The sequence below is a fragment of the Ralstonia sp. SA306 genome (assembly GCF_054792405.1).
The window spans coordinates 1,121,539-1,139,797 of record NZ_CP096451.1; the positions used below are offsets into that span (position 1 = coordinate 1,121,539).

The window sequence follows — 18,259 nt, forward strand, 5'->3', positions numbered from 1 at the left end:
GAAAATCCTGAATAACATTCTTTCTGAGCGTTTTCACTTAATGCAAATCGGGGGCCTTTGTTTTGCCGGTGAAACCTTATCTGGCAAGGCCTGGGGTGCCATCGTTTCGAATCGTGAGACGGATTATGCGGGCTGAATGGTGCCAACGTTTTCCTACTCTATTTGCGTTATTTATATTCAGATATCGATATTTTCACTACACTATTCACGGTGCGTAGTTTTACGGATGTATTTGGCGGATTACATATTTTGGTGGTGCCTGGTATTTAAAGAAAACGGCCCGCGAAGCGGGCCGTTACATCACCGAGGACTGCGCGCTTGCTACAGCGCCGTGGCCGGCACCACAGGCAGCACCACCTTGGATGGATGGGCTGCATCGCTATAGACCGTCAGCACACCGATGAGCGAGTTGAGCAGCGAGGGCAGCGGCGGCACGCCTTGCGGCAAGTTGCTGGCGCCCACGGCCACCCGCAGTTTGTGCCCCTTGGCGATGAGCGCACTCGTCGGGAACACCTCGACCGGCATCATCACAGCCTGACCGGGCATGAGTGCCTGCGCGGAGCTTGGGGTGAACGGATGCCAGGGCTGGATCATCAGGCCATTCATCGTGCGCGAACGGCTCGCGTCCACCGCGCGCAGCGAGGCTGTCTGGAGGCCGTCAGTGAGTGGCGTGACGTTCCCCGCAGCGTCCACGTCGTCAATGCGTACCGAGACGCCGGCGTCCAGCGCGGTGGTCGAGATCCAAACATCCGCCTCAATCGGCCCGTTGAGGTAGACATCCGCCGGCATGGGTGGCGTCTCGAACTTCACATCGGCGGCTTCAGCGATGGTGTCGTCGGTCTGGCACGGCAGCGGGAGGAAACCCGTCAAGCCGGCCGTCCATTGCGACAGGCTGATCGAGCACGCACCGTTCAGCGGCTGCTGCGCGACCATGTTGGGCGCCTCGTTGGCGGCCGGCGCGGTGGCCGACAGGCTCTTGTCGCCACGCAGGAAGAGCTGCTGAGCCTGCACCTGCGGATGCGGCCAGTCTGTAGCAGTGGCGTAGTGGCCGAAGCCGGTCACATATTGCGTGACGTTGGGAAGCGCATCGGCGCCCACGTTCATGCCTTTGACGTACTGATCAAACCATTGCAACTGAATGTGGTTCAGCGGCGGCACGCCATCGACCGGCAACCCGCTGCCCAAAGCGGCCTGCAGATGCGTCCACGGGCCGATCAGCAGCTTGGCCGGTGCCTGCGTCTTGATGCTCTCGTACGTGAGCGGTTCACTGCGCTGGAAAAGATCGTGCAGGCCGCCCACCACGAAGGTCGGCACTTTGATCTTCCCGTCGTTTTCCAGCGGCGAGCGCGTTGCCCAGAACGCGCCGTCATAGGCGGTGGCGGTTGTGCCGAGCAGTGCCTGGACCATGGTTGGCAGCTGGAACGTCGTGACCGCAGACACCAGGTGCTGCAGCACGGCCGGCAAACCGATGGTCGGGTCTGTCACCAGCGTCGGATCGGTCAGGCTCAGCACTGACACCAGACCGAACCACGCCGGTATGAACGTGAGATTCGTCTGCCCACCCGTGAAGACGATGTCGCGGTAGCCGTCACCAATCGGCACGATGGGGAAGGCCGCCTTGACCGCCGGATGGTTCTGCGCCGCCGTGATCACCGTTGTGATGCCGAGGTACGACACGCCGTAAAGGCCGATGGCACCGTTGCTCCACGATTGCTGCGTCACCCAGTCGACCACGTGGCCGTAGTCGCTTTGCTCATCGGCGCCAAAGGCATCCCACGCACCCTGCGACTGGCCGGTGCCGCGCACGTCCACCACCACGGTCGCATAGCCGTGCTGGACGATGTACGGATCGGCCGCGCCCAGCGCTGAGCCAATCGAGGCTTCGTATTGCGCGTTGCCGCCGTTGTACGAGGTTTGCACGAGCACCGTCGGAAAGGCGCCCGTCGCGGCTTTGCCTGATGCGTCGGCCGGCAGTGTCACATAGGCAGCAAGCTTGGTACCGTCGGGCATGGTGATGTACTGCGTGGCCTGCCGCGCGACGCCCGCGTAGAGCATGGGCGGGTTGTAGTCGACCCACTTCGCGCCCGCGTTGCTCTCGATGGACGTTCCCGGTTGCGCGGGTGTGGCACGCGTACCGAGCGTGGTCCAGTTGACTGCGGCCGGCTGCACCGGCTGTGCTGGCTGCATGGTGTTTGAATTTGCGGGGATGCTGTTGGCGACGGTTGAGCCATCACCGCCGCCGCAGCCCGACAGCGAAAGCGCCGCGCACAGCAGCGTCGACATCAGCATGCGGCTGCGCCGCACACGTGGGTTAGCCATTTGCATGGGGTGTCTCCTCTTGAATGCTTTTGTTGTGTGTGGGGGATGGTCGGCGCGCCGAGGGTGGCGGCACGCGGCCGATCGCTTCTGGTTCGGAAGCGGAGCAAGCGAAGAGGCCGGCGCAGAAGAGGGGTGGGTGACACGACCGATCGCGCGCCAGCGGGCTTGGGCGCACGGATAAAGCACCAAGCATGCCCACGGCACGACACACGTAGATGGCGCTGTACGGCGGTGTGGCGCGTGTGTTGGGCCTCGGAACGCTACCGGCGTTACGTAACGTTCCGCGTAACGAGGGGCCTGATGCAGCCGTTTTCAGATGAGGAATCCGCACCCCACCAATGGAGGGATGCTGCCCGCGAAGCCGCATCAACAGGGTGTTTCAAACAGATCAAAACGACAATGCGTGCATGCAAAAAGCGCGCATTGACCGGCTCAGTGGTGTTGGCATGGACGTTGCATATTCAGGCTGCGCGCCCGGCACAGGGCGCCACACGAAGAGCGCAACAACAGCACAGACAGCAAGGGGGCCATCATGAATCGCACCATTCAAGACGTCGAAATTGCCGCTGCCATCGATTCGGACCTGCTCCGCCGCCGCGAGCAGTTTGCCGGTCAGCCCGCCGCGTGGCGGGTGTGGTCAGAAGCCGCGCACGTTGCCACATTGAATGAGCGGGCACGCACGGCGTTTATCGAGCACGTAGCCAATAGCCGCGGTGCCGATATTGCCCTGCGCCTGCTGCTGAAAGCGCAGTCGATTCGCGATCAGATTACGCAGACCCTGCTGACGAGCGAGACGCAAGTCACGCTGCATTGAGTTACGCGAGGGGATGCCGACCGCGCAAGACGTGTCGGCGGTGGGGTACAAAAGGCCTTGTCGGGAGACCGGGCCTTTTGTTTGAGCGGACCTTGGCGAGCCCGTACGGTGTGCTACAATCGCGGGCTTCGGAGAGATGGATGAGCGGTTTAAGTCGCACGCCTGGAAAGCGTGTATAGGTTAATAACCTATCGGGGGTTCGAATCCCCCTCTCTCCGCCAGGAATTCTATATGCAGTAAGGCTTTGCGGGAAACACGCTGCGATTAATTTCCGCTGTTTTCGCTGGTTTTCTGTACAGAATCGGAAGGAAATCGCAGCATCGCTGCAAACCTTTTGACCGCCTTCCCACCGGCATTCGGATCAGCCGCCGGCATCCACCGAGCGTAGGTCTTCAACGTGATGTTCGCGTTGGCATGCCCCATCTGGGATGCCACCCACATCGGGTGCTCGCCGGCAGAAAGCATCATCGAGGCGTAAGTGTGGCGTGTCTGATACGGCTTTCGGTACCGCACACCAGCCTTACGCAGATAGCGCGTCCACAGTAGCCGGATCTGCATGTCTCCACCCCAGCGCGCGCCATGGCGCGGGTCTTGGAAAACTTCCTTGTTTGCCAGCGCGGTGTGCGTTTTCTGCAGGGTCAATGCCTGCAGGGCAGGGGGTAGAAGCTTAACCTCGCGCCGGCCGGCTGCCGTCTTGGTTCCTTCCGGGGCATCGGCTGTCTGGGTCTGGGCCCGGCGCACGCGCACCGTTCCCTTCGTGAAATCCACATCGCGCCATTCGAGCGCCACCAGTTCCGACGTGCGTAGGCCTGACCAGAACGCGAACTGCACCATGTTTGCCATCTGCTCGGGCATGGCTGCAATGATGGCAGCCTGTTCCTCAGCGGTGAACGGGTCGATCTCGTCTTCTTCCTTGGGCTCTTCCTGGCGCGCGTAGGTCCAGTCGTGCAGGGGATTGGCCGGGATCAATTCGTCTTCGTCAGTAGCGTCCTGCAGGGCAGAGCGGAGCACGCTCTGGATGTTGGCCAGCCGCTTGTTCGTGCAGTCCAGCGTCGCCAGCCAGTCGCGCACCTGCTGCCGCTTCAGGTCGATCAGCACTTCCTTGCCTAGTGCCGGGATCAGCTGATAGTTGACGATCTTGCGATAGCCATCCCAGGTGCTGGCCTTGAGGTGCGCTTTCTTGCGCGCAAGCCACTGCTCCAGGTATTCGCCTAGGTTCTGGACCTCACCCTTGTACTCGGCGAACTTAGCGGCGTTGGGGGAATTGGGAAAGCTCTTGGCGTAAACGAACGTGCCATTTTCGATGGCGAGCAGGACGGACGCTCGCCATTGCTCGGCCCGCTTTAGATTAGCGGCGGTGGGCTTGAGCCGAATGCGTTCCCGGCACTCGACACCCTTGTACGTGAAGGCGATTTGGATGCTGCTTTCCGAGGCTTTCTTAACGCCCCTCCCGTCTCTACCCATCGCTCGTACCCCTCAGTGTCGATCAATACGCGACCATCAGCCGCTTTCGTCCAAACCTCGCCCTCCGGCCAGGTACCGTCGTTGATCTTGTTGTACACCGCCTTTTCGGTGTATCCGGTCAGGTCGGCGAATTTGCGGATTGTAATGTGCCGGATCATCGTAGGCCCCATGCGAGACGTGTCGTCTCCAGAATCCTTGTCAGTTCTGCTTCCAAAATGCCAACCTCACTTTCTTTTCTGGGGCCGCTGGCGGTTCTTCATGCTTGGGCGCCTCGGGGTCGGCCTCAATAACTCGCGGTGGTAGGCCCAGGAGCTCCAAAGACTTTTCTCGCACCATGCGTGATAGGTCCGGACCCATGTCGGCCCAGTGCATGCAATGCACGGCACGTAGAGCGGCATAGTCTTGGCCTGCAAGAGCCGACTTGCGACCCATCGTCTCTGCGATGGAATCCAGATCGCAGATGCTGAAGTGTTTGCCGGTGAGCATCTTGGTCACTGCCGCCGCTGCTGCGCGCTGCTGGAACTCGGTCATATCGTTCATTCACCCCTCCCCGTCATCGTGGGCGGTTGTGCGCGGGAAGCAATTTCTCGCGCCTGCGCGACTTTCTCGGCGGTGACATGCCCGGCTGCAATAAGCAGTTCGATCACGTATTCGGCCGGCTGTTGTGCGCGGTCATTCCACGCTTTGGTGGCGTCTTCTCGCCAGTCGGTCCAATCCTTGTAGCCAGTCCGAACATCCGGGCCGAGAGATCCACATTGGCAGACCACGCAGCCAAACTTGTAGCCGCCATCTCTAAGCCCGTAGGTGTTCTCGCTGTCATAGTTAGGAGTCTCTCCGCAAAACGGACACGCTAGAAGTTCATTCATTCCTCGCCTCCGGCGTTGCGGGCGGTTGGGTGCAATCTGGAAACTTGGCCTCGTATGTATCTGCTCCCCAGGCTTCTTCTGCGTGAGTCGCAGGCCATGCGCCGCGAGTCCCTTCCGGCACAGGGTCATAGAAGCACGTATAGCGTGGATCGCGCGAGGGCCGCGTCTTCATCCAGATGTGCGTAGGCACTCCAAGCGGCCAGCTATAGTCGGCCCGAACAGCGCGCATAAATTCGTGAATGTCGTGGTGCCCTTTCGATACGACGATGTAGACGTCTTCGCCAATGGACTTCACTTCGAGTGGGTATGTCTTGCTCACTTGCTCTCTCCAAGGGCTGCGGCTGCGCGGGTCATGCTGCTTTCTCCACTGAGTAGCCGCCATGCTGTTGCAGCCACTCTCGGTACCTGTCCATTGCCAAGGGCTGTAAGTCGGTCCACCCGATTGGCCACCCCATGAGCCATTCGACCCACTGCGGGTTCAGGGGGCCATTCAGTTCCTCTGGCGTAACCATCGTCCGCAGTTTTTCGCGCGATCTGGAGCCGCCCCATTTGCACAGCGCCGCCCCCCCTGTGCGCGTCATCGCCGTAGGCGTCGGCCAGAGTTTTACCGCCAGACTTAGAGGCGTTCCGCCCTGAGCGTAGGGTTTCGAGCGTGAGCCCGTGTCCGATGCCACAGGCGTGGGCCACAATCCAAAGCCGTTCGCGTTTGTGCGGAGCTCTAACGTCGGCCGCAGATACGACACCCCATTCCGCGTCATACCGTAGCGTGGCCAAGTCTCCGAGAACTCGTCCGAGTCCCCGAGCAGTGAGGGCTGGGCTGTTTTCCACGAGCACGAATCGCGGTCGTACCTCGCCAATAACCCGGGCCATCTGCGCCCAGAGTCCGCTGCGCTCGCCGTCGATACCGGCACCTTTGCCTGCGATGCTGATGTCCTGGCACGGGAATCCGCCAGAAACGACGTCAACAATGCCTCTCCAAGGTCTTCCGTCAAAACTCGACACGTCAGACCAAATCGGGAAAGGCTTGAGCACTCTATCGTTTTGCCGTTGTGCCAGAACTTGTGCGGCGTAGGCATCGCGTTCAACTGCGCAGACGGTTGTCCATCCGAGCAGTTCGGCGGCGAGCAGGCCTCCACCAGCGCCCGCGAAAAGAGCCAGCTCATTCACCATCCCCCCCCTGCGCTGCCGCTGCGCGAACGATGGCGCGGCGGGTGGCTGCGCCGGGATCTTCACTGCGTAGTTCTGAAACGTAACTAATGCGGCCAAGTCTTCCCGGATACCCGATGTATTGCTCTGGGATGCCGTTTTCGTCGTGGCCCACAAACATTTCCAATTCCAGCTTCACCGCCAACCGTAGCGCGTCACCGTCATCGGTGAGCGGGTTCCAGTATTCCCCCAAGGTTGGCAACCACATCGCGTGCGAGAACCCGTAGCGAAATTCTCCCCAGCCCTCCATGTCCTTATATTGCGCGTCTTCGTAGCCTGCCGCCTTAGCCGCCAATTCCAACAGTTCACGATCAGTCATGGCTATCCCCTCCCTGCGCTGCCGGTGTGGGCGCGGCGGCGATAGTCATCCAGTGCGTGGGCGTGAAGACTGTGTCGCCGTTTGCATCGCTGACCCAAGCGCCATCCTCAAAGCGGCACACGTCGTAGTAACGCGGATAGCGTGGGTTGTTGTACTCGAACCCGGACACCAATACAGGGGTTGCGTCTGGTGGGTCTTGCACGGCGGCATCTACCCAGTCAGCCACGCCCGCCCGCTGGCCGGACTGGGCGGCGATCAACCCGCGTTCTTCCATTCCTTTCACAAGCTGGGGATAAGCATTGCGCAACCACTTCATACCCTGCGCGGTGACGGTCGGCCCAACCCCCACCGGCTCGGCCTGTAATGCCGATGCGCAAGCCTTGCCCGTGACGCGATTAATCAGAGCGCGGATTTCCGCAGCGCGCTCATTTTCTCCCCGTTCTTCAAGCTGATTGGAAAGCATACCGAATGCCCAAAGTGCCTTGTAATCTGGCACAAACGAGGTGTCATCTTCTGGGATAACGGGTTCGCCCATGTGCGTCGGCCCATTGATGCTGTCCGCGAATTTGCGGTTGAGCGCTTCGGCCTTGATGGCGCGTTCTTGTAGAGCTTCGCATTCCGCTTGAAACGCCAGCGCCATGATGACCGGCAGATCGTTCAGGATCGGCGTGCCATCCATGCGCTTCCACCACCGTGGCTGATCGCTCTTGTACTGCTCCATCACGCCGTTGGCGATCTGTAGCGCGCGGTGAAAGTCGAATGGCGCTTCGTCTTCGCGCTCATCCCCCACCGGCTCGGCCTGCTGCTGGGCAGCTTGCGGTCGTCCATTCATGGCGAGAGCGTCATCGACCTCTGTTTTTCCGAGCCAGAAAGAGCCTTCCTCGGGGCATTCGGTACCCCAAGCAATCAGGCCGCCATCGTGGCTCGCAAGAGCAACCTCAGAGTCGTGGCCGCCGAAGAACGCTAGCAGTGCTTCCGCCTGCCGCAACGTGATGGTGGTCTGCGCCTTGAACTTGCCGGCTTCATCATCGCTCGGCTCGGCCACAGTCGCGGCGCTGTCGTTGGGACACTGAGCGGACAATAGTCCCTGCAATTCGTCCAGGGTAGTCACCCCGTCTCGATGTTCCATAAACATCGCAGCTACATCTTGTTTAGTTAGCATCATTGCCTCCTTTGGCATCGCTGGCGCGGGTGAGGATGGCGCGAAGCTCTTGGTCGACTTGACGCCAAAGCCCACGATTCGGGGTGTCTGTGCCGTCCTCGTGCGTTACGACCGCACCGCATTCGGCGACTGTCATCGCCAGCACCTGCCAGCGTTCCAGCGTTTCACGTGGCACGCTCAACGCCTGCGCCGCTTCTGGTGCGCGGGTGAACAATGGAGTCCATGCGCCAGACTTGCGACGTACGTCATCGATGCGGCGGTCACCATCCATGATGGGGCCTTCAACGCCGCCATCGCTTGTGAATCGCACCCATGCAACCGGCTTCGCCGCTTCTGGTGCGGGGTGGGTCGCCCACTTGCAGGCGGTTTTCATGAACGCCGCGAGCTGCTCTGCGCGCTCGGATTGAGCGGGGTAGCGGTCGCGCGTTTCCTTTGCGTCGGCCTGTACGACTTCCGCTAGGCGCAGAAATACTTCCAACTGCTGGCTGCGCTCATCTCCCATGGGTTCGGCATTTTGCTGGAAGGCTTCGCGGTGCGCATTGGAGAATTGCTTGGCGAAGAGGGCTGCGTTCATCCAGTCATCGGGTTTGCTCGATGCCGCCGCTTTTTCGTAGGCCGCCTCAAAAGCTCCTTGGAGTTGGTGTATTAGCATCCCCGGTTTTCTCCCTGTGCATGGCTGCGATAGATTTTTGTTAGGTGGCGATTCGCTGCATGCCCGCGCTTGAGCGCTACATTGGCCAGCTTGGCCCGATCTACGTGGCTTCCAGTGGCCTGTCGAAGCAAGCCGAAATAGCTGTTGGCGGCTTGATAGAGGTCAGCGGCTGGCATTTCACGCACGCGCTTGATCCCGATGTCCAGCGTCCGCTTGCGGGTGTGCCGCACCCATGGCCGGATCACTTGCCCGACAAAATCGATGCCGCGTGCAACCGGCTGCAGGACGGTCTTCTTAGGGTTGAGCCTGGCGCGAAGCCGTATCGGCAAGAAGGCAGCGATGGCAGCGTGGGCGTCGTTAAGCCATTGCGGCGATTCGTGCAAAAGCACAAAGTCATCCACGTAACGGATGTAATGCCGGCAGCGCAGCTCGTGCTTCACGAACTGATCCAACTCGTTGAGATAGACGTTGGCAAAGAACTGTGAAGACAGGTTGCCGATTGGTAGGCCCAGGTGTGCCGGTTGCTCCATCAGGCGTTTGTGGGGCGGCACGCAATCGATCATCGCTGGGTCGCCCAGGTAGACAAAGTCTTCCCGTGGATCGTGCATCAGCACGAGATCGGTCAGATCGCGCCAAAACGGCTCCGGAATCTTTGCGTGCAGCAGATCAAGCAGGACACGCTTGTCGATGCTGACGAAGAAGTTGGCCAGATCGCACTTGAGGTAGTGCGCCGGGCGCGCCCAGTTCTGTGTGATTGATCGCACCTTGTCTTCCAGGCGCTGAGCGGCGTAAAGCGTGCCGCGTCCCTTGATACATGCACACGAGTCAGCAATGAACGAACGCTCGAAGCGCGGGCCGATGCGGTTGTAAAGCAGGTGGTGCACGATGCGATCGCGAAACTCTGCTGCCCATACTTCGCGATGCTTCGGACGGTCGATGACAAAGCACTTCGAGCGCCCGGGCATATAGCTTCCGTTGGCCAGCTCGTCGAACAGGTGACGCAGATTGCGCTCCATATCGATTTCGAACGACAGGGCGCTTCCGCTGTTGCGCTTCGTGCGCCGGCAGTCGAAATAGGCTTCGACCAGCTCGGCGAACGAAAACGCGGCATTCCATTTCCAATCTGCGGACGGCACGGGCACGCAACTCGTAGCTCTGTTGGTTGTTGTTCTGGTTGCCGTTGTTGAAGTTCTGATACCAAGCCCAGCCGGATATGTCGTGCTATCTACGTCGCCCGGCCGATTGCTCAGGAGGGAAACTGCGCTGGACCGCGCCGCACACCGGCGGTCGGTTTCCGTTACGCGCATGGCGGTGGCCTTGTGGGCCAGCGGCACGACCAGATTGAAAGATCGCTCAGTCATGACGGCCTTGACCTCCATGAAGCGGGCGATTTGCGGACTTCTTCCAGCCATTGGCCTGCTTTCCGATGCTGGTCGTAATCTCGACGGCTTTGGCATAAGCTGGCCGCGAGATCAGGCGCTTGTCCATGCCAAGGCGCAAAAGCAGCTCGATCACCTGAAGGCGTTCGATAAGTTCGCCCAGGTGCGGCGCCTTGTCGGCTGCGACATTGGCGCGGAAGACCAGCACCATGATCTCGATGCATTCCGCGCTGATCTTCTCGCCGATGCTCCGCTTGAAGTCGCGAGCCATGTTCTTGACCAGGTCCGTCACCACGTCCAGCAACCCATAGGCCGCCTTGTAGATCGGAAGGTTTGTGTGCAGTGCCACGGTGGATGTAATTGTTAAATTACAAAAGGATCAATCTGCGGACGGCACGGGCGCGCAACTCGAGGGCCTGACGGCCGTCGGCCTGGCAGCCGTTGGTGAAGGTCTGACACCAAGCCCAGCCGGACTCGCGCTGGTGAGCCTCTCCGGACCAGTACCAGGCGCCCTGGAACTCATCTTTGAGATTGGCGTACAAGAGCGATTGCTCGCGGCGCGTCGGCAACTCGCCGCCCTGTTCCTTGGCCCACTTCTTGGCATCGTCCCAGTTCAGTTCAGCTTCATCGCCGGGGAGGAGGATCAGGTGATGATCCGGCTCGCCGTCTTTGCCGAGAATGAGGCCGGCGTACTGTTCTCCGTGGTTCAGTTGGATCGTGCCGCCGGCGACCTTGTATTCGCGTGCCGCTGCCTTGCGGATAGCCTCGATCATGGCGGTGATCTCGGCATGCTTTGCTTCAACTGCTTCAAGCGTGGGCGTCATTGCTGACCTCTCCTGAAAATGAATGAAGGGTTAAATCGTCAATCTGCGGACGGCACGGGCGCGCAACTCGTAGTACTGAGGGGTGCCGCTCTGGTTGCCGTGGCCGAAGTTCTGACACCAAGCCCAGCCGGCATATTCGGGATCGGCGTCCGGAGTGTTGGACCAGTAGGCCGCCTCTTTAAATTGGCTGCGGTGCTGCTCGAAGGCCATCACCAGTTCAGCGCGCGTCGGCAGATCGGCATTCAGGCCCTTGGCCCACTCCATGGCGTCAGGCCAGCTCATGCGCTTCTCGGCTTCAGCGGGAAGCAGGATCGTGTGCGTCACATCGCCTGCAGCGTTGACGACGCCGCAGAGGTAGATCTCGCCTTCTGCAAGCGGCGGAATTTGGATTTGTTGCATGCGTTCTCCTGTTGATGGGTATTGCGCTTGTGAATTCAGAGACGGAGATCCCGGCCTTTCTTAGCTGTCAGCCACCAGGCGGTCTCTTTACCTTTGCCGCCATAGACGTATTCGCTCCACAAGGCCTGTCCGTGGCCCAGGTAGCGCATGAAGCCCCAAGGTTTGACGTCACCAGCCTTGTGATAGAAGAGGGTCCAGACGTCGGCCACGCCATCGGGTTTGATGATCCGGTGGAAGGTGTCGCCTTCCAGGCTGTTGAACCAATGAACGGACCGAATACCCGTGCGGCGCTCCTCCAGGTACCAGCCGGCCAGCACGATCGAGCGCGCCCAGGCCCACGGGTGATCGTGCACACCTCGGTCCGGATCGGACCCGACAAAGCGGTGCAGATAGAACCGGATGCCGAAGAGGGTGCCGACGTAGTAGCGTTCCAGGTACGGGTGACCGTTATCGCTGATGACGCGGGCCGGCAAGAACGACGTGATCCACATGAGGAGTGCACGCATTTCAGGCCCCCTTGATCTTGGTCGTTTCGTCGATAGGCTCAGGGCCGAGGTCGTAAGCAGAAGGAACGCTGAAGCCTTCGCTGCCGCGTTCGCGCTCGACCTTGCAAACGCTGACGATGTCCCGACCGGTCTTCTCACGCACAAAGTTCTGAATGGCCTGTTTGATGTCGTCAGCGTCGAGTTCGATTCGAGATTTGATCTGCATACGTTCTGTGTGTTGGAAATGCGCTGAAAGGTTGGCGAAGAGAGTCAAGCGCCGGAGGTGAGCAGTTGTCACGTGCGCGTGACGCCGAGGACGAAGGAGACATACCAGCCGCAGCCGACTCCAATCGCGCCGCACACGAGGGCCAGATACGCAAGCGCTTGGGGAGCGTGCTTTCGTATCGACCTGGCCCACGCAATGCGGCGCGGCTCGACGAGAAGGCTTTGTATGGGACCGTTGATCGGTACCAGATTGAATTCGGTGCGTTGACGCGCAGAAACGGGTACGGGCATCACATTCCCCAGTGAGGAACCAAGTAGTAGATCGCCGCAACAACCATCAGGCCGCCCACAACTGCGTTCAGGATTCGGTTGTTGTGCTTGCGCCGGCTGTATTGGTTCTCGCGCTCAGCTGCGCGGATGGCGGCTTCGTTGTCGGTCAGATGCATGGCTACCTCCACGGCGTCACGGTTTTGAGGGTTCCGAAGTCATCGACGACGGCGAAAGCCTCGGGGTAAGCGGTGCTGGAGAGATCGCGATAGCTCGTGTGCTTCATGCCAACACAAAGCGCAACGGTCCACGCTTGCGGGCGGTTGTACTCACGCCAGTGGTCACACTCGATGAAATGCGTAACCACTCGGGACATGTCGAATTCGGCCACGTGCATGTTGATTCCGCTTCTTATCGAATTTCGATGTCCGGAACGATCGACGAAGGCTTGAACGTCACCTTGTAGCGGTAGGTGCCGATGTTGGCGCCGTCGATCTGCTCAATGAAATAGGTGACGTTGTCGGAGAGACCGAGGAAATGCTTTTTGTAGGTCGAGGGCCCCGTCTTGCAGACGATTACAAGCTTTCGGTCGGTGCTGTCGTTGTCCTTCGAGCAAAGGCCCTCGATCGTGAGCATGTAGTCGCCGGTGATGCCGTTGTAGAAGACGATCCGGCGATTGATCTCGAAGTTGTCAGCGGCATTCGAAAGGTTGCGAGACGCAACGTCTGCATCGCGGCTGCAGCCATACAGGGCAGTGAGCGAAGCGAAAAGCAGAAAGATTGTTTTCTTCATGATGTTTTGTTTCGTGGCTTATATGTCGTGTTCAGTGGCGGGGTTAGATGCTTGCAACGACGCGGAGCACCTTGCGCGGGCGACTTGAATGCCATTTGCTCCAGTCAATCTGGTCTTTTTCGCCGCGTTCATACATGGCCTGCATTTCTTGTTTTTCGTAGTCCCACTTTTTTCCCGCGTCATCGTTGACGATCACGCAAAAGCACAGGCGCGTGTTCTTGGCCGTCGTGGAAAATTGGCCAATAACGTCGCCGCCACAAGAGACGAAGATCCCGCCGTTGTCATCCAGAACGAGGCCGAACGGCTCGACGTCTTCTTCCATGTAGTTGGCCACGTGCGAGACATCCAGCGTCTTTGCGGATTTTCCAAATGCCGCATTTAGCGCGTCGGTTAGCGTCATGATCGTCATCCCCTGTTGGTCAGCGGCGGTGCTTCTGTGAGCGCTGGTCGTTGTTCTGATCCATTTCGTCGACCGTGAAGCGGTCGTGCTTGATGCGCCAGGCGGTGTGCACGGCGATGGCGATAGCCATCACTGCGACAGAAAGAAGCACGGCGCCGATCTGCTGGTTGGTCATGGCTCAGGCGTGCCCGAAGAGACCGAACCACGTTTCGCCGGCTTGGCGAGCCTTTTCGGCATCGGTGTGCGTGGTGACGTCGGGTCGGAATCCGCAGCCAGGGAACCAGCAGACGAGCTGAGCGATGCAGCCCTTGTCCTCGACCGTGACCCAGCGATCGCCGGTGCCGAGGTGCTGGATGCCGTGGAAAGGCTTCGTCCAGGAGCGGGCGGGTGCCTTAGCACTCAGTGCATCAGGGCGGTGGGTTTGGGTTGCTTGCATCTCGACCTCCATCTTTTTGCGCGTGTGGCGCTTCCATGGAGGTGAATATAGGCGAGCCGATACTAAAGATCAATAGGCTTGCCTATATATTTCGAAAAAATATAGCCGGCGCGGTTGCCGGCTGTTGCTTGTGGGGTTAGGTCAGGTCAAACGAGGCTTGCCGAACCACACCGCATATGTGGTCGTCGATGCTCAGCTTGAGGTATCGGTTGGGCCAATTGGGGTTGAGGGCGTGGAGATAAAGCTCGCCGTCGACCGTCACGAGGCGCTTGAACGTGGCCTCGCTGTTGTTCCTGCGCACTATGACGAAGTCCCCTGGGCGATATTCCATTTCAGGGTTGACGTAGAGGATCATCCCCTCGGGAAACGAAAGGGGTCCAGCCGGATCCGTCATTGAGTCGCCTTTGACCTTAAGGCAGTAGCCGGAATTGCCGAGGTCTTTGGTGCACTCTTTCCAGTCGTCGGCGTCGCCTGGTGCGAAGTTGTCAATGATGTCAGTCCACATGCCTGCTTGCACCCACGATATGAGTGGGTATCTCCTCCCGCTGAGCCGTGGACCGTCCTCCACATTCGACGCCTCTTCCGCTGGCGTGACGGCTTCGCCATAGGGACCTTTTCCCGATGGTCGTTTTGGTCCTCGGCCTTCCGCCAGCCATAGGGCGTTGACGCCGCATGCATTTGCTAAGGCAGCGACGTAAGCTGATTTCCCATAGTCTCCGCGCTCAGCCTCCGAAATGGTCGGCTGAGTAATGCCGGTTTTTGCCGCCAATTCCTTCTGCGTCAACCCGGCCTCTTTCCTCGCCTCGCGGAGGCGTTCCCCGAAAGTTTTTCTCATGTCCGGATTGTCTAGGGAATCCATATCGGTATCCCTATTGACATCCGGAATAGGCGTGCCTATATTATCAGACATGAACGATTGGCAAAAGATGGCTAGCGACATTCTAGCTTCCGGGTTGACTCAAAAGGCTCTTGGCGCACTCATCGGGCGCAGCCAAGCGCAGGTGTCCGACCTCGTGAACGGAAAAACAAAGGCTGTCGAATACCACGTCGGCAAGCGATTGAGAGCGCTTCACAAGAAGCGTTGCGCACCTCCCAAGAGTGTCGGCGAGAGCTGCGCGCAGGTCTGAATAAAGGGCATGGGTTTCCATGCCCTTTATTTGAGTCCACACCAAGCCGTGGATGCGACTGTGGAACCGATGAAATTTCCCAATGAGGAAAGACGCGATGCAAATGAATGAACTCCCTGGCGGCCGTGCCCATGCTGGGTTTGTGATCCCTCCAGCGGTGCCGGTGGCGCAAAAGCGCCGCTTCCTTCCGGATGACGAAATATCGAAGTGCTCCACATTCCGACAGGCCTGCGCCTTGGCGTGGAAGCACCGTGCGTTGACCGGCATGACGCTCCAGATGCTGGCGGCACTGGCTGACCTTCAGCATCAGCACGTCTCTGACTACTTCAACCCGGAGCCCGTGAACTCGAAGGGCAACGCTCGCCGCTCACTGCCCGCCGAGAAGATCGACGAGGTGGAGCGCGTCTTGGGAAACCACGTGCTGACCCAATTTCTCGTCTGGCGTGCCCAGATGACTCTCATGGAAGCGGTACTCGCTGCGAGGAATGCATGAACGATGCCGAGGCGCTGGCCGTCGGCATTAAGGCGGCAGATGAAGCGCTCACAAGAAACGGAGACGACAAGGCGTTGGCAGCGGAAGACCTGAACAAGCAGGCATGCGCCAACGAGACATTGAGCGAAGCCCTGAAACGGGTGGGCTTGCTGGAACTGGAAAGCGAGCAAGCCGTGAAGCATTGATTGGGAGAGTGCTCGATGCCGTACGAGGTGCAGAGCAAGCGGGTTGTGCGAGAGCAGGGCGCACAGGCCCGCAGAGAGGGCAAGCCGATTACGAGCTGCCCCTACGAAGAGGGAACAGAGGCGCGCAATGAATGGATGTCCGGATACCAACCCGGGCAGTGCGTTGAAACCGAAACGCCAGCGATGGCGTAAGGGGCGAGAGAACCATGCGGACGTCAGTCACCGAAACGAGCCTGAGCGCCTATCGTGCGCTGCAGATGGACGGCCAGATCCAGCCGAAAGAGAAACAGGTTCTCGCTGCCTTCGGCGGTCGGCCTGACGTCTTGCTCACCCGCCAAGACATCGCTGCCAAGACCGGCATGGCTATCAACGGTGTCTGCGGTCGCGTCAAAGCACTCCTCGAAAAGGGCGCTCTCGAAGTGCGCTCGGCGCGCATTTCCCCCACCACCCGCAAGCCGCAAGAGTTGCTCGGCCTGCCGGTGAAGCCTCAGCAGTAAGCATCCCCAGATTCCAAGGACTTCGGCGCCACGTGACGCCGATAGGAGAACACGCATGGCAAAGAACTCCATCGACGCCTACGGCGCGGCCGGAAAAACGAATTTGCTTTTCTTCGATCCGGCATCACTGACGCTGGTGACCGACGTTGATTCGCCTCTGTACGACCCGCGCGTGCATTTGCCAGTCGATGAAGACTTGGCGCGCAACATCGACTATCAGGGGGTCATCGAGCCGGTCATCGTGTCGAAGAACCCGGAAACGGGCGATGCGGAGATCCTCGTTGGCCGTCAGCGTGTCAAAGCGGCTCGCCTGGCGAACGAATGGCGCGCATCCCGCGGTGTCGACCCCGTGATGGTGCCGGCGTATGTCTTCAAGGGCTCGCGTCGCGACGCCATCGAATTCATCGTCAGCGAGAACGAGGTCCGCAAGGAGGATTCGCCGCTCGGTCGCGCCTACAAGATGCGCCGCATGCAGGCCATCGGCCGGGGTGAGGATCAAATCGCCGTCGTCTTTGGCTGCACCGTCGCCACGGTGCGCTCAACGCTTGCCCTGCTCGAATGCACGTCCGCCGTGCAGAAGGCCGTCGAAAAGGGCTCGATCAACGTCACGCACGCAAAGCGGCTTTCGAAGATGGCACCGGATGAGCAGCGCGAGAAGGTTGCCGCGCTGGTGGCCGCAGGCGAAGGCGCCCGCCCGCATGAACGTTCGCGCAAGCAGCGCGCCGTGATGGGTGAGCAGTTTCGCATGAAGTCCCGCGCACAGATCGCCAAGGAACTCGAAACCGCCGAGGGTGAGCGCGCTGCCGCCCTGCGTTGGGTTCTGGGGATGGAAGAGGGCGAAGCACTGCCGGGTTTGATTGCCGCCAAGGAGGCAATGGCATCCCTCAGTTTGGCGGCGTGATCGCGTGGCCGCCTACTACAACGAGAACGACCCATACGTCGCCCAGTGGCTGCGCAATCTGATTGCGGTTGGCCACATTGCTCCGGGCGACGTCGACGAGAGAGACATTCAGGATGTTCGACCTGACGACCTCCGAGGCTACACACAGTGCCACTTCTTCGCCGGAATCGGCGTCTGGTCGCTGGCACTCCGACGCGCAGGCTGGTCCGACGATCGACCTGTTTGGACCGGTTCCTGTCCTTGCCAACCTTTCAGCGCGGCAGGCAAAGGACTTGCGTTTGATGACGAGCGGCACCTCTGGCCGGCTTTCCACTGGCTCATCCAGCAGCGCCGCCCTCCAGTCGTTCTTGGAGAGCAGGTTGCGAGCAAGGACGCAGATCCTTGGATCGACCTTGTACAAGCTGACATGGAAGCCGTGGAATACGGATTCGGGGCTGTCCCGTTCCCGTCTGCGAGCATCGGTGCCCCGCACATCCGAGACCGCCTTTACTGGGTGGCCTTCGCCGACAACAGCGGACGGGTCGGGCGGCGGGCAGGCCAAGCGCGCGATGGGCGAGACGCGGCACGGATCGAATCTCAACGACTTCTCGATGCTGGCGGGCTGGCCCACACCGACAACGCGCGATCACAAGGACGGCGAGGAGTGTCCCAACGTCCCTCTGAATGCTCTCTTGGGTCGTGTGGTCTGGCTCTCGGGTTGGCCGACGCCAATGGTGGGCACACCGGCGCAGAACGGCAACAACGCGGCGGGGAACAACGACAGCAGCCGGAAAACGGTCAGCTTGTGCAACTGGTCGATGCAGGATGTGTTCGACTCGAACTGGCGCGGCCCGGCCCGACTAACGGCTTCTGGCGAGATGCTGATTGGCTCCTCTGCCGGGATGGGAAGTGGCGGCCAGTTGAACCCGGCACATTCCCGCTGGCTCATGGGGCTCCCGCCCGAGTGGGACGCCTGCGCGCCTACGGAAACGCGATCAACGCTATCCAAGCGCAAATCTGGTGCGAGATCGTGATGGAGGCCCTCGCGTGAAACTGGGCCTGAGCGGG

The 18,259-nt window shown here is 60.2% G+C and carries 28 protein-coding genes and 1 tRNA gene; 8 read left to right on the top strand and 21 right to left on the bottom strand.

Translation table 11 applies throughout. The annotated features are described in order from the left end of the window. Positions 1-321: 321 nt before the first annotated feature. A complete protein-coding gene (locus M1D44_RS05330) occupies positions 322-2,325 on the bottom strand; it encodes a CocE/NonD family hydrolase (RefSeq protein WP_316854286.1) in 2,004 nt (667 codons plus the stop codon). A 526-nt stretch (positions 2,326-2,851) separates the two neighbouring features. Here M1D44_RS05330 and M1D44_RS05335 point away from each other — a divergent pair. Next, positions 2,852-3,133, top strand: coding sequence for a DUF7696 family protein (locus tag M1D44_RS05335; protein ID WP_316854285.1), 282 nt, complete (start codon positions 2,852-2,854; stop codon positions 3,131-3,133). 130 nt (positions 3,134-3,263) lie between these two features. Then, positions 3,264-3,354 (top strand) — tRNA-Ser (locus tag M1D44_RS05340). 43 nt (positions 3,355-3,397) lie between these two features. Here the strand turns inward: M1D44_RS05340 and M1D44_RS05345 are convergent. The 20 genes from M1D44_RS05345 to M1D44_RS05440 all read right to left on the bottom strand — a co-directional run bounded on the left by M1D44_RS05345 (position 3,398) and on the right by M1D44_RS05440 (position 14,949). Beyond that, positions 3,398-4,597: a site-specific integrase gene (locus tag M1D44_RS05345; protein WP_316854284.1), complete on the bottom strand. Its 1,200-nt coding sequence runs from the start codon at positions 4,595-4,597 to the stop codon at positions 3,398-3,400. Between the two features lie 198 nt (positions 4,598-4,795). Continuing rightward, positions 4,796-5,137, bottom strand: a complete 342-nt coding sequence (locus M1D44_RS05350) for a hypothetical protein (protein ID WP_439004514.1) — start codon at positions 5,135-5,137, stop codon at positions 4,796-4,798. Further along, positions 5,134-5,463, bottom strand: coding sequence for a Lar family restriction alleviation protein (locus M1D44_RS05355; protein ID WP_316854282.1), 330 nt, complete (start codon positions 5,461-5,463; stop codon positions 5,134-5,136). Before M1D44_RS05355 ends, M1D44_RS05350 begins: the two co-directional genes overlap by 4 nt. Positions 5,464-5,778: 315 nt before the next feature. Beyond that, complete coding sequence (locus M1D44_RS05360; protein WP_439004515.1) at positions 5,779-6,633, bottom strand: DNA cytosine methyltransferase; 855 nt, start codon at positions 6,631-6,633, stop codon at positions 5,779-5,781. Beyond that, positions 6,623-6,988: a hypothetical protein gene (locus M1D44_RS05365; RefSeq protein WP_439004516.1), complete on the bottom strand. Its 366-nt coding sequence runs from the start codon at positions 6,986-6,988 to the stop codon at positions 6,623-6,625. The genes M1D44_RS05360 and M1D44_RS05365 overlap by 11 nt, the downstream gene beginning before the upstream one ends. Then, on the bottom strand, positions 6,981-8,099 hold the full coding sequence (locus M1D44_RS05370) for a hypothetical protein (protein ID WP_439004517.1): 1,119 nt from the start codon (positions 8,097-8,099) through the stop codon (positions 6,981-6,983). The genes M1D44_RS05365 and M1D44_RS05370 overlap by 8 nt, the downstream gene beginning before the upstream one ends. A 40-nt stretch (positions 8,100-8,139) precedes the next feature. Further along, positions 8,140-8,802 carry a hypothetical protein gene (locus M1D44_RS05375; protein ID WP_439004518.1) on the bottom strand — a complete coding sequence of 221 codons (663 nt, stop codon included), beginning with the start codon at positions 8,800-8,802 and terminating at the stop codon, positions 8,140-8,142. Continuing rightward, positions 8,796-10,181, bottom strand: a complete 1,386-nt coding sequence (locus tag M1D44_RS05380) for a reverse transcriptase domain-containing protein (RefSeq protein ID WP_461241613.1) — start codon at positions 10,179-10,181, stop codon at positions 8,796-8,798. The genes M1D44_RS05375 and M1D44_RS05380 overlap by 7 nt, the downstream gene beginning before the upstream one ends. Then, positions 10,156-10,530 carry a four helix bundle protein gene (locus M1D44_RS05385; protein ID WP_274923317.1) on the bottom strand — a complete coding sequence of 125 codons (375 nt, stop codon included), beginning with the start codon at positions 10,528-10,530 and terminating at the stop codon, positions 10,156-10,158. The genes M1D44_RS05380 and M1D44_RS05385 overlap by 26 nt, the downstream gene beginning before the upstream one ends. A 19-nt stretch (positions 10,531-10,549) precedes the next feature. Then, the gene (locus tag M1D44_RS05390) at positions 10,550-11,005 is read right to left on the bottom strand and encodes an Lcl C-terminal domain-containing protein (protein ID WP_439004519.1); all 456 of its coding nucleotides are present in this window, start codon (positions 11,003-11,005) and stop codon (positions 10,550-10,552) included. 30 nt (positions 11,006-11,035) lie between these two features. Then, positions 11,036-11,404: an Lcl C-terminal domain-containing protein gene (locus M1D44_RS05395; RefSeq protein WP_439004520.1), complete on the bottom strand. Its 369-nt coding sequence runs from the start codon at positions 11,402-11,404 to the stop codon at positions 11,036-11,038. A gap of 35 nt (positions 11,405-11,439) precedes the next feature. Further along, entirely contained in the window at positions 11,440-11,910 is a 471-nt protein-coding gene (locus tag M1D44_RS05400) for a hypothetical protein (protein WP_439004521.1), read from the bottom strand. A gap of 1 nt (position 11,911) precedes the next feature. Then, positions 11,912-12,187, bottom strand: coding sequence for a hypothetical protein (locus tag M1D44_RS05405; protein ID WP_439004522.1), 276 nt, complete (start codon positions 12,185-12,187; stop codon positions 11,912-11,914). A gap of 217 nt (positions 12,188-12,404) precedes the next feature. Further along, positions 12,405-12,560: a hypothetical protein gene (locus M1D44_RS05410; RefSeq protein ID WP_413410803.1), complete on the bottom strand. Its 156-nt coding sequence runs from the start codon at positions 12,558-12,560 to the stop codon at positions 12,405-12,407. Positions 12,561-12,562: 2 nt separating this feature from the next. Beyond that, complete coding sequence (locus tag M1D44_RS05415; protein ID WP_439004523.1) at positions 12,563-12,778, bottom strand: hypothetical protein; 216 nt, start codon at positions 12,776-12,778, stop codon at positions 12,563-12,565. A 14-nt stretch (positions 12,779-12,792) separates the two neighbouring features. Then, entirely contained in the window at positions 12,793-13,173 is a 381-nt protein-coding gene (locus M1D44_RS05420; protein ID WP_439004524.1) for a beta-sandwich lipoprotein, read from the bottom strand. Positions 13,174-13,216: 43 nt separating this feature from the next. Next, a complete protein-coding gene (locus M1D44_RS05425; RefSeq protein WP_439004525.1) occupies positions 13,217-13,573 on the bottom strand; it encodes a hypothetical protein in 357 nt (118 codons plus the stop codon). Positions 13,574-13,592: 19 nt separating this feature from the next. Further along, entirely contained in the window at positions 13,593-13,748 is a 156-nt protein-coding gene (locus M1D44_RS05430; protein ID WP_439004526.1) for a hypothetical protein, read from the bottom strand. A 3-nt stretch (positions 13,749-13,751) separates the two neighbouring features. After that, positions 13,752-14,009: a hypothetical protein gene (locus M1D44_RS05435; protein WP_439004527.1), complete on the bottom strand. Its 258-nt coding sequence runs from the start codon at positions 14,007-14,009 to the stop codon at positions 13,752-13,754. A 136-nt stretch (positions 14,010-14,145) separates the two neighbouring features. After that, positions 14,146-14,949: a LexA family protein gene (locus M1D44_RS05440; protein ID WP_439004528.1), complete on the bottom strand. Its 804-nt coding sequence runs from the start codon at positions 14,947-14,949 to the stop codon at positions 14,146-14,148. Positions 14,950-15,239: 290 nt separating this feature from the next. Here M1D44_RS05440 and M1D44_RS05445 point away from each other — a divergent pair, with 290 nt between their 5' ends. The 6 genes from M1D44_RS05445 to M1D44_RS05470 are packed head-to-tail and all read left to right on the top strand — an operon-like array spanning position 15,240 to position 18,242. Beyond that, positions 15,240-15,629, top strand: a complete 390-nt coding sequence (locus M1D44_RS05445) for an XRE family transcriptional regulator (protein ID WP_439004529.1) — start codon at positions 15,240-15,242, stop codon at positions 15,627-15,629. Next, positions 15,626-15,814 (top strand): hypothetical protein, encoded by a 189-nt coding sequence (locus M1D44_RS05450; RefSeq protein ID WP_439004530.1) that lies wholly within the window; start codon positions 15,626-15,628, stop codon positions 15,812-15,814. Before M1D44_RS05445 ends, M1D44_RS05450 begins: the two co-directional genes overlap by 4 nt. A 15-nt stretch (positions 15,815-15,829) precedes the next feature. Next, positions 15,830-16,006 (top strand): ribosome modulation factor, encoded by a 177-nt coding sequence (locus M1D44_RS05455; RefSeq protein ID WP_439004531.1) that lies wholly within the window; start codon positions 15,830-15,832, stop codon positions 16,004-16,006. A gap of 14 nt (positions 16,007-16,020) precedes the next feature. Continuing rightward, positions 16,021-16,311: a hypothetical protein gene (locus M1D44_RS05460; RefSeq protein WP_439004532.1), complete on the top strand. Its 291-nt coding sequence runs from the start codon at positions 16,021-16,023 to the stop codon at positions 16,309-16,311. A 55-nt stretch (positions 16,312-16,366) separates the two neighbouring features. After that, a complete protein-coding gene (locus M1D44_RS05465) occupies positions 16,367-17,212 on the top strand; it encodes a ParB/RepB/Spo0J family partition protein (protein ID WP_439004533.1) in 846 nt (281 codons plus the stop codon). 4 nt (positions 17,213-17,216) lie between these two features. Further along, positions 17,217-18,242, top strand: a complete 1,026-nt coding sequence (locus M1D44_RS05470) for a DNA cytosine methyltransferase (RefSeq protein ID WP_439004534.1) — start codon at positions 17,217-17,219, stop codon at positions 18,240-18,242. Positions 18,243-18,259: the final 17 nt, after the last annotated feature.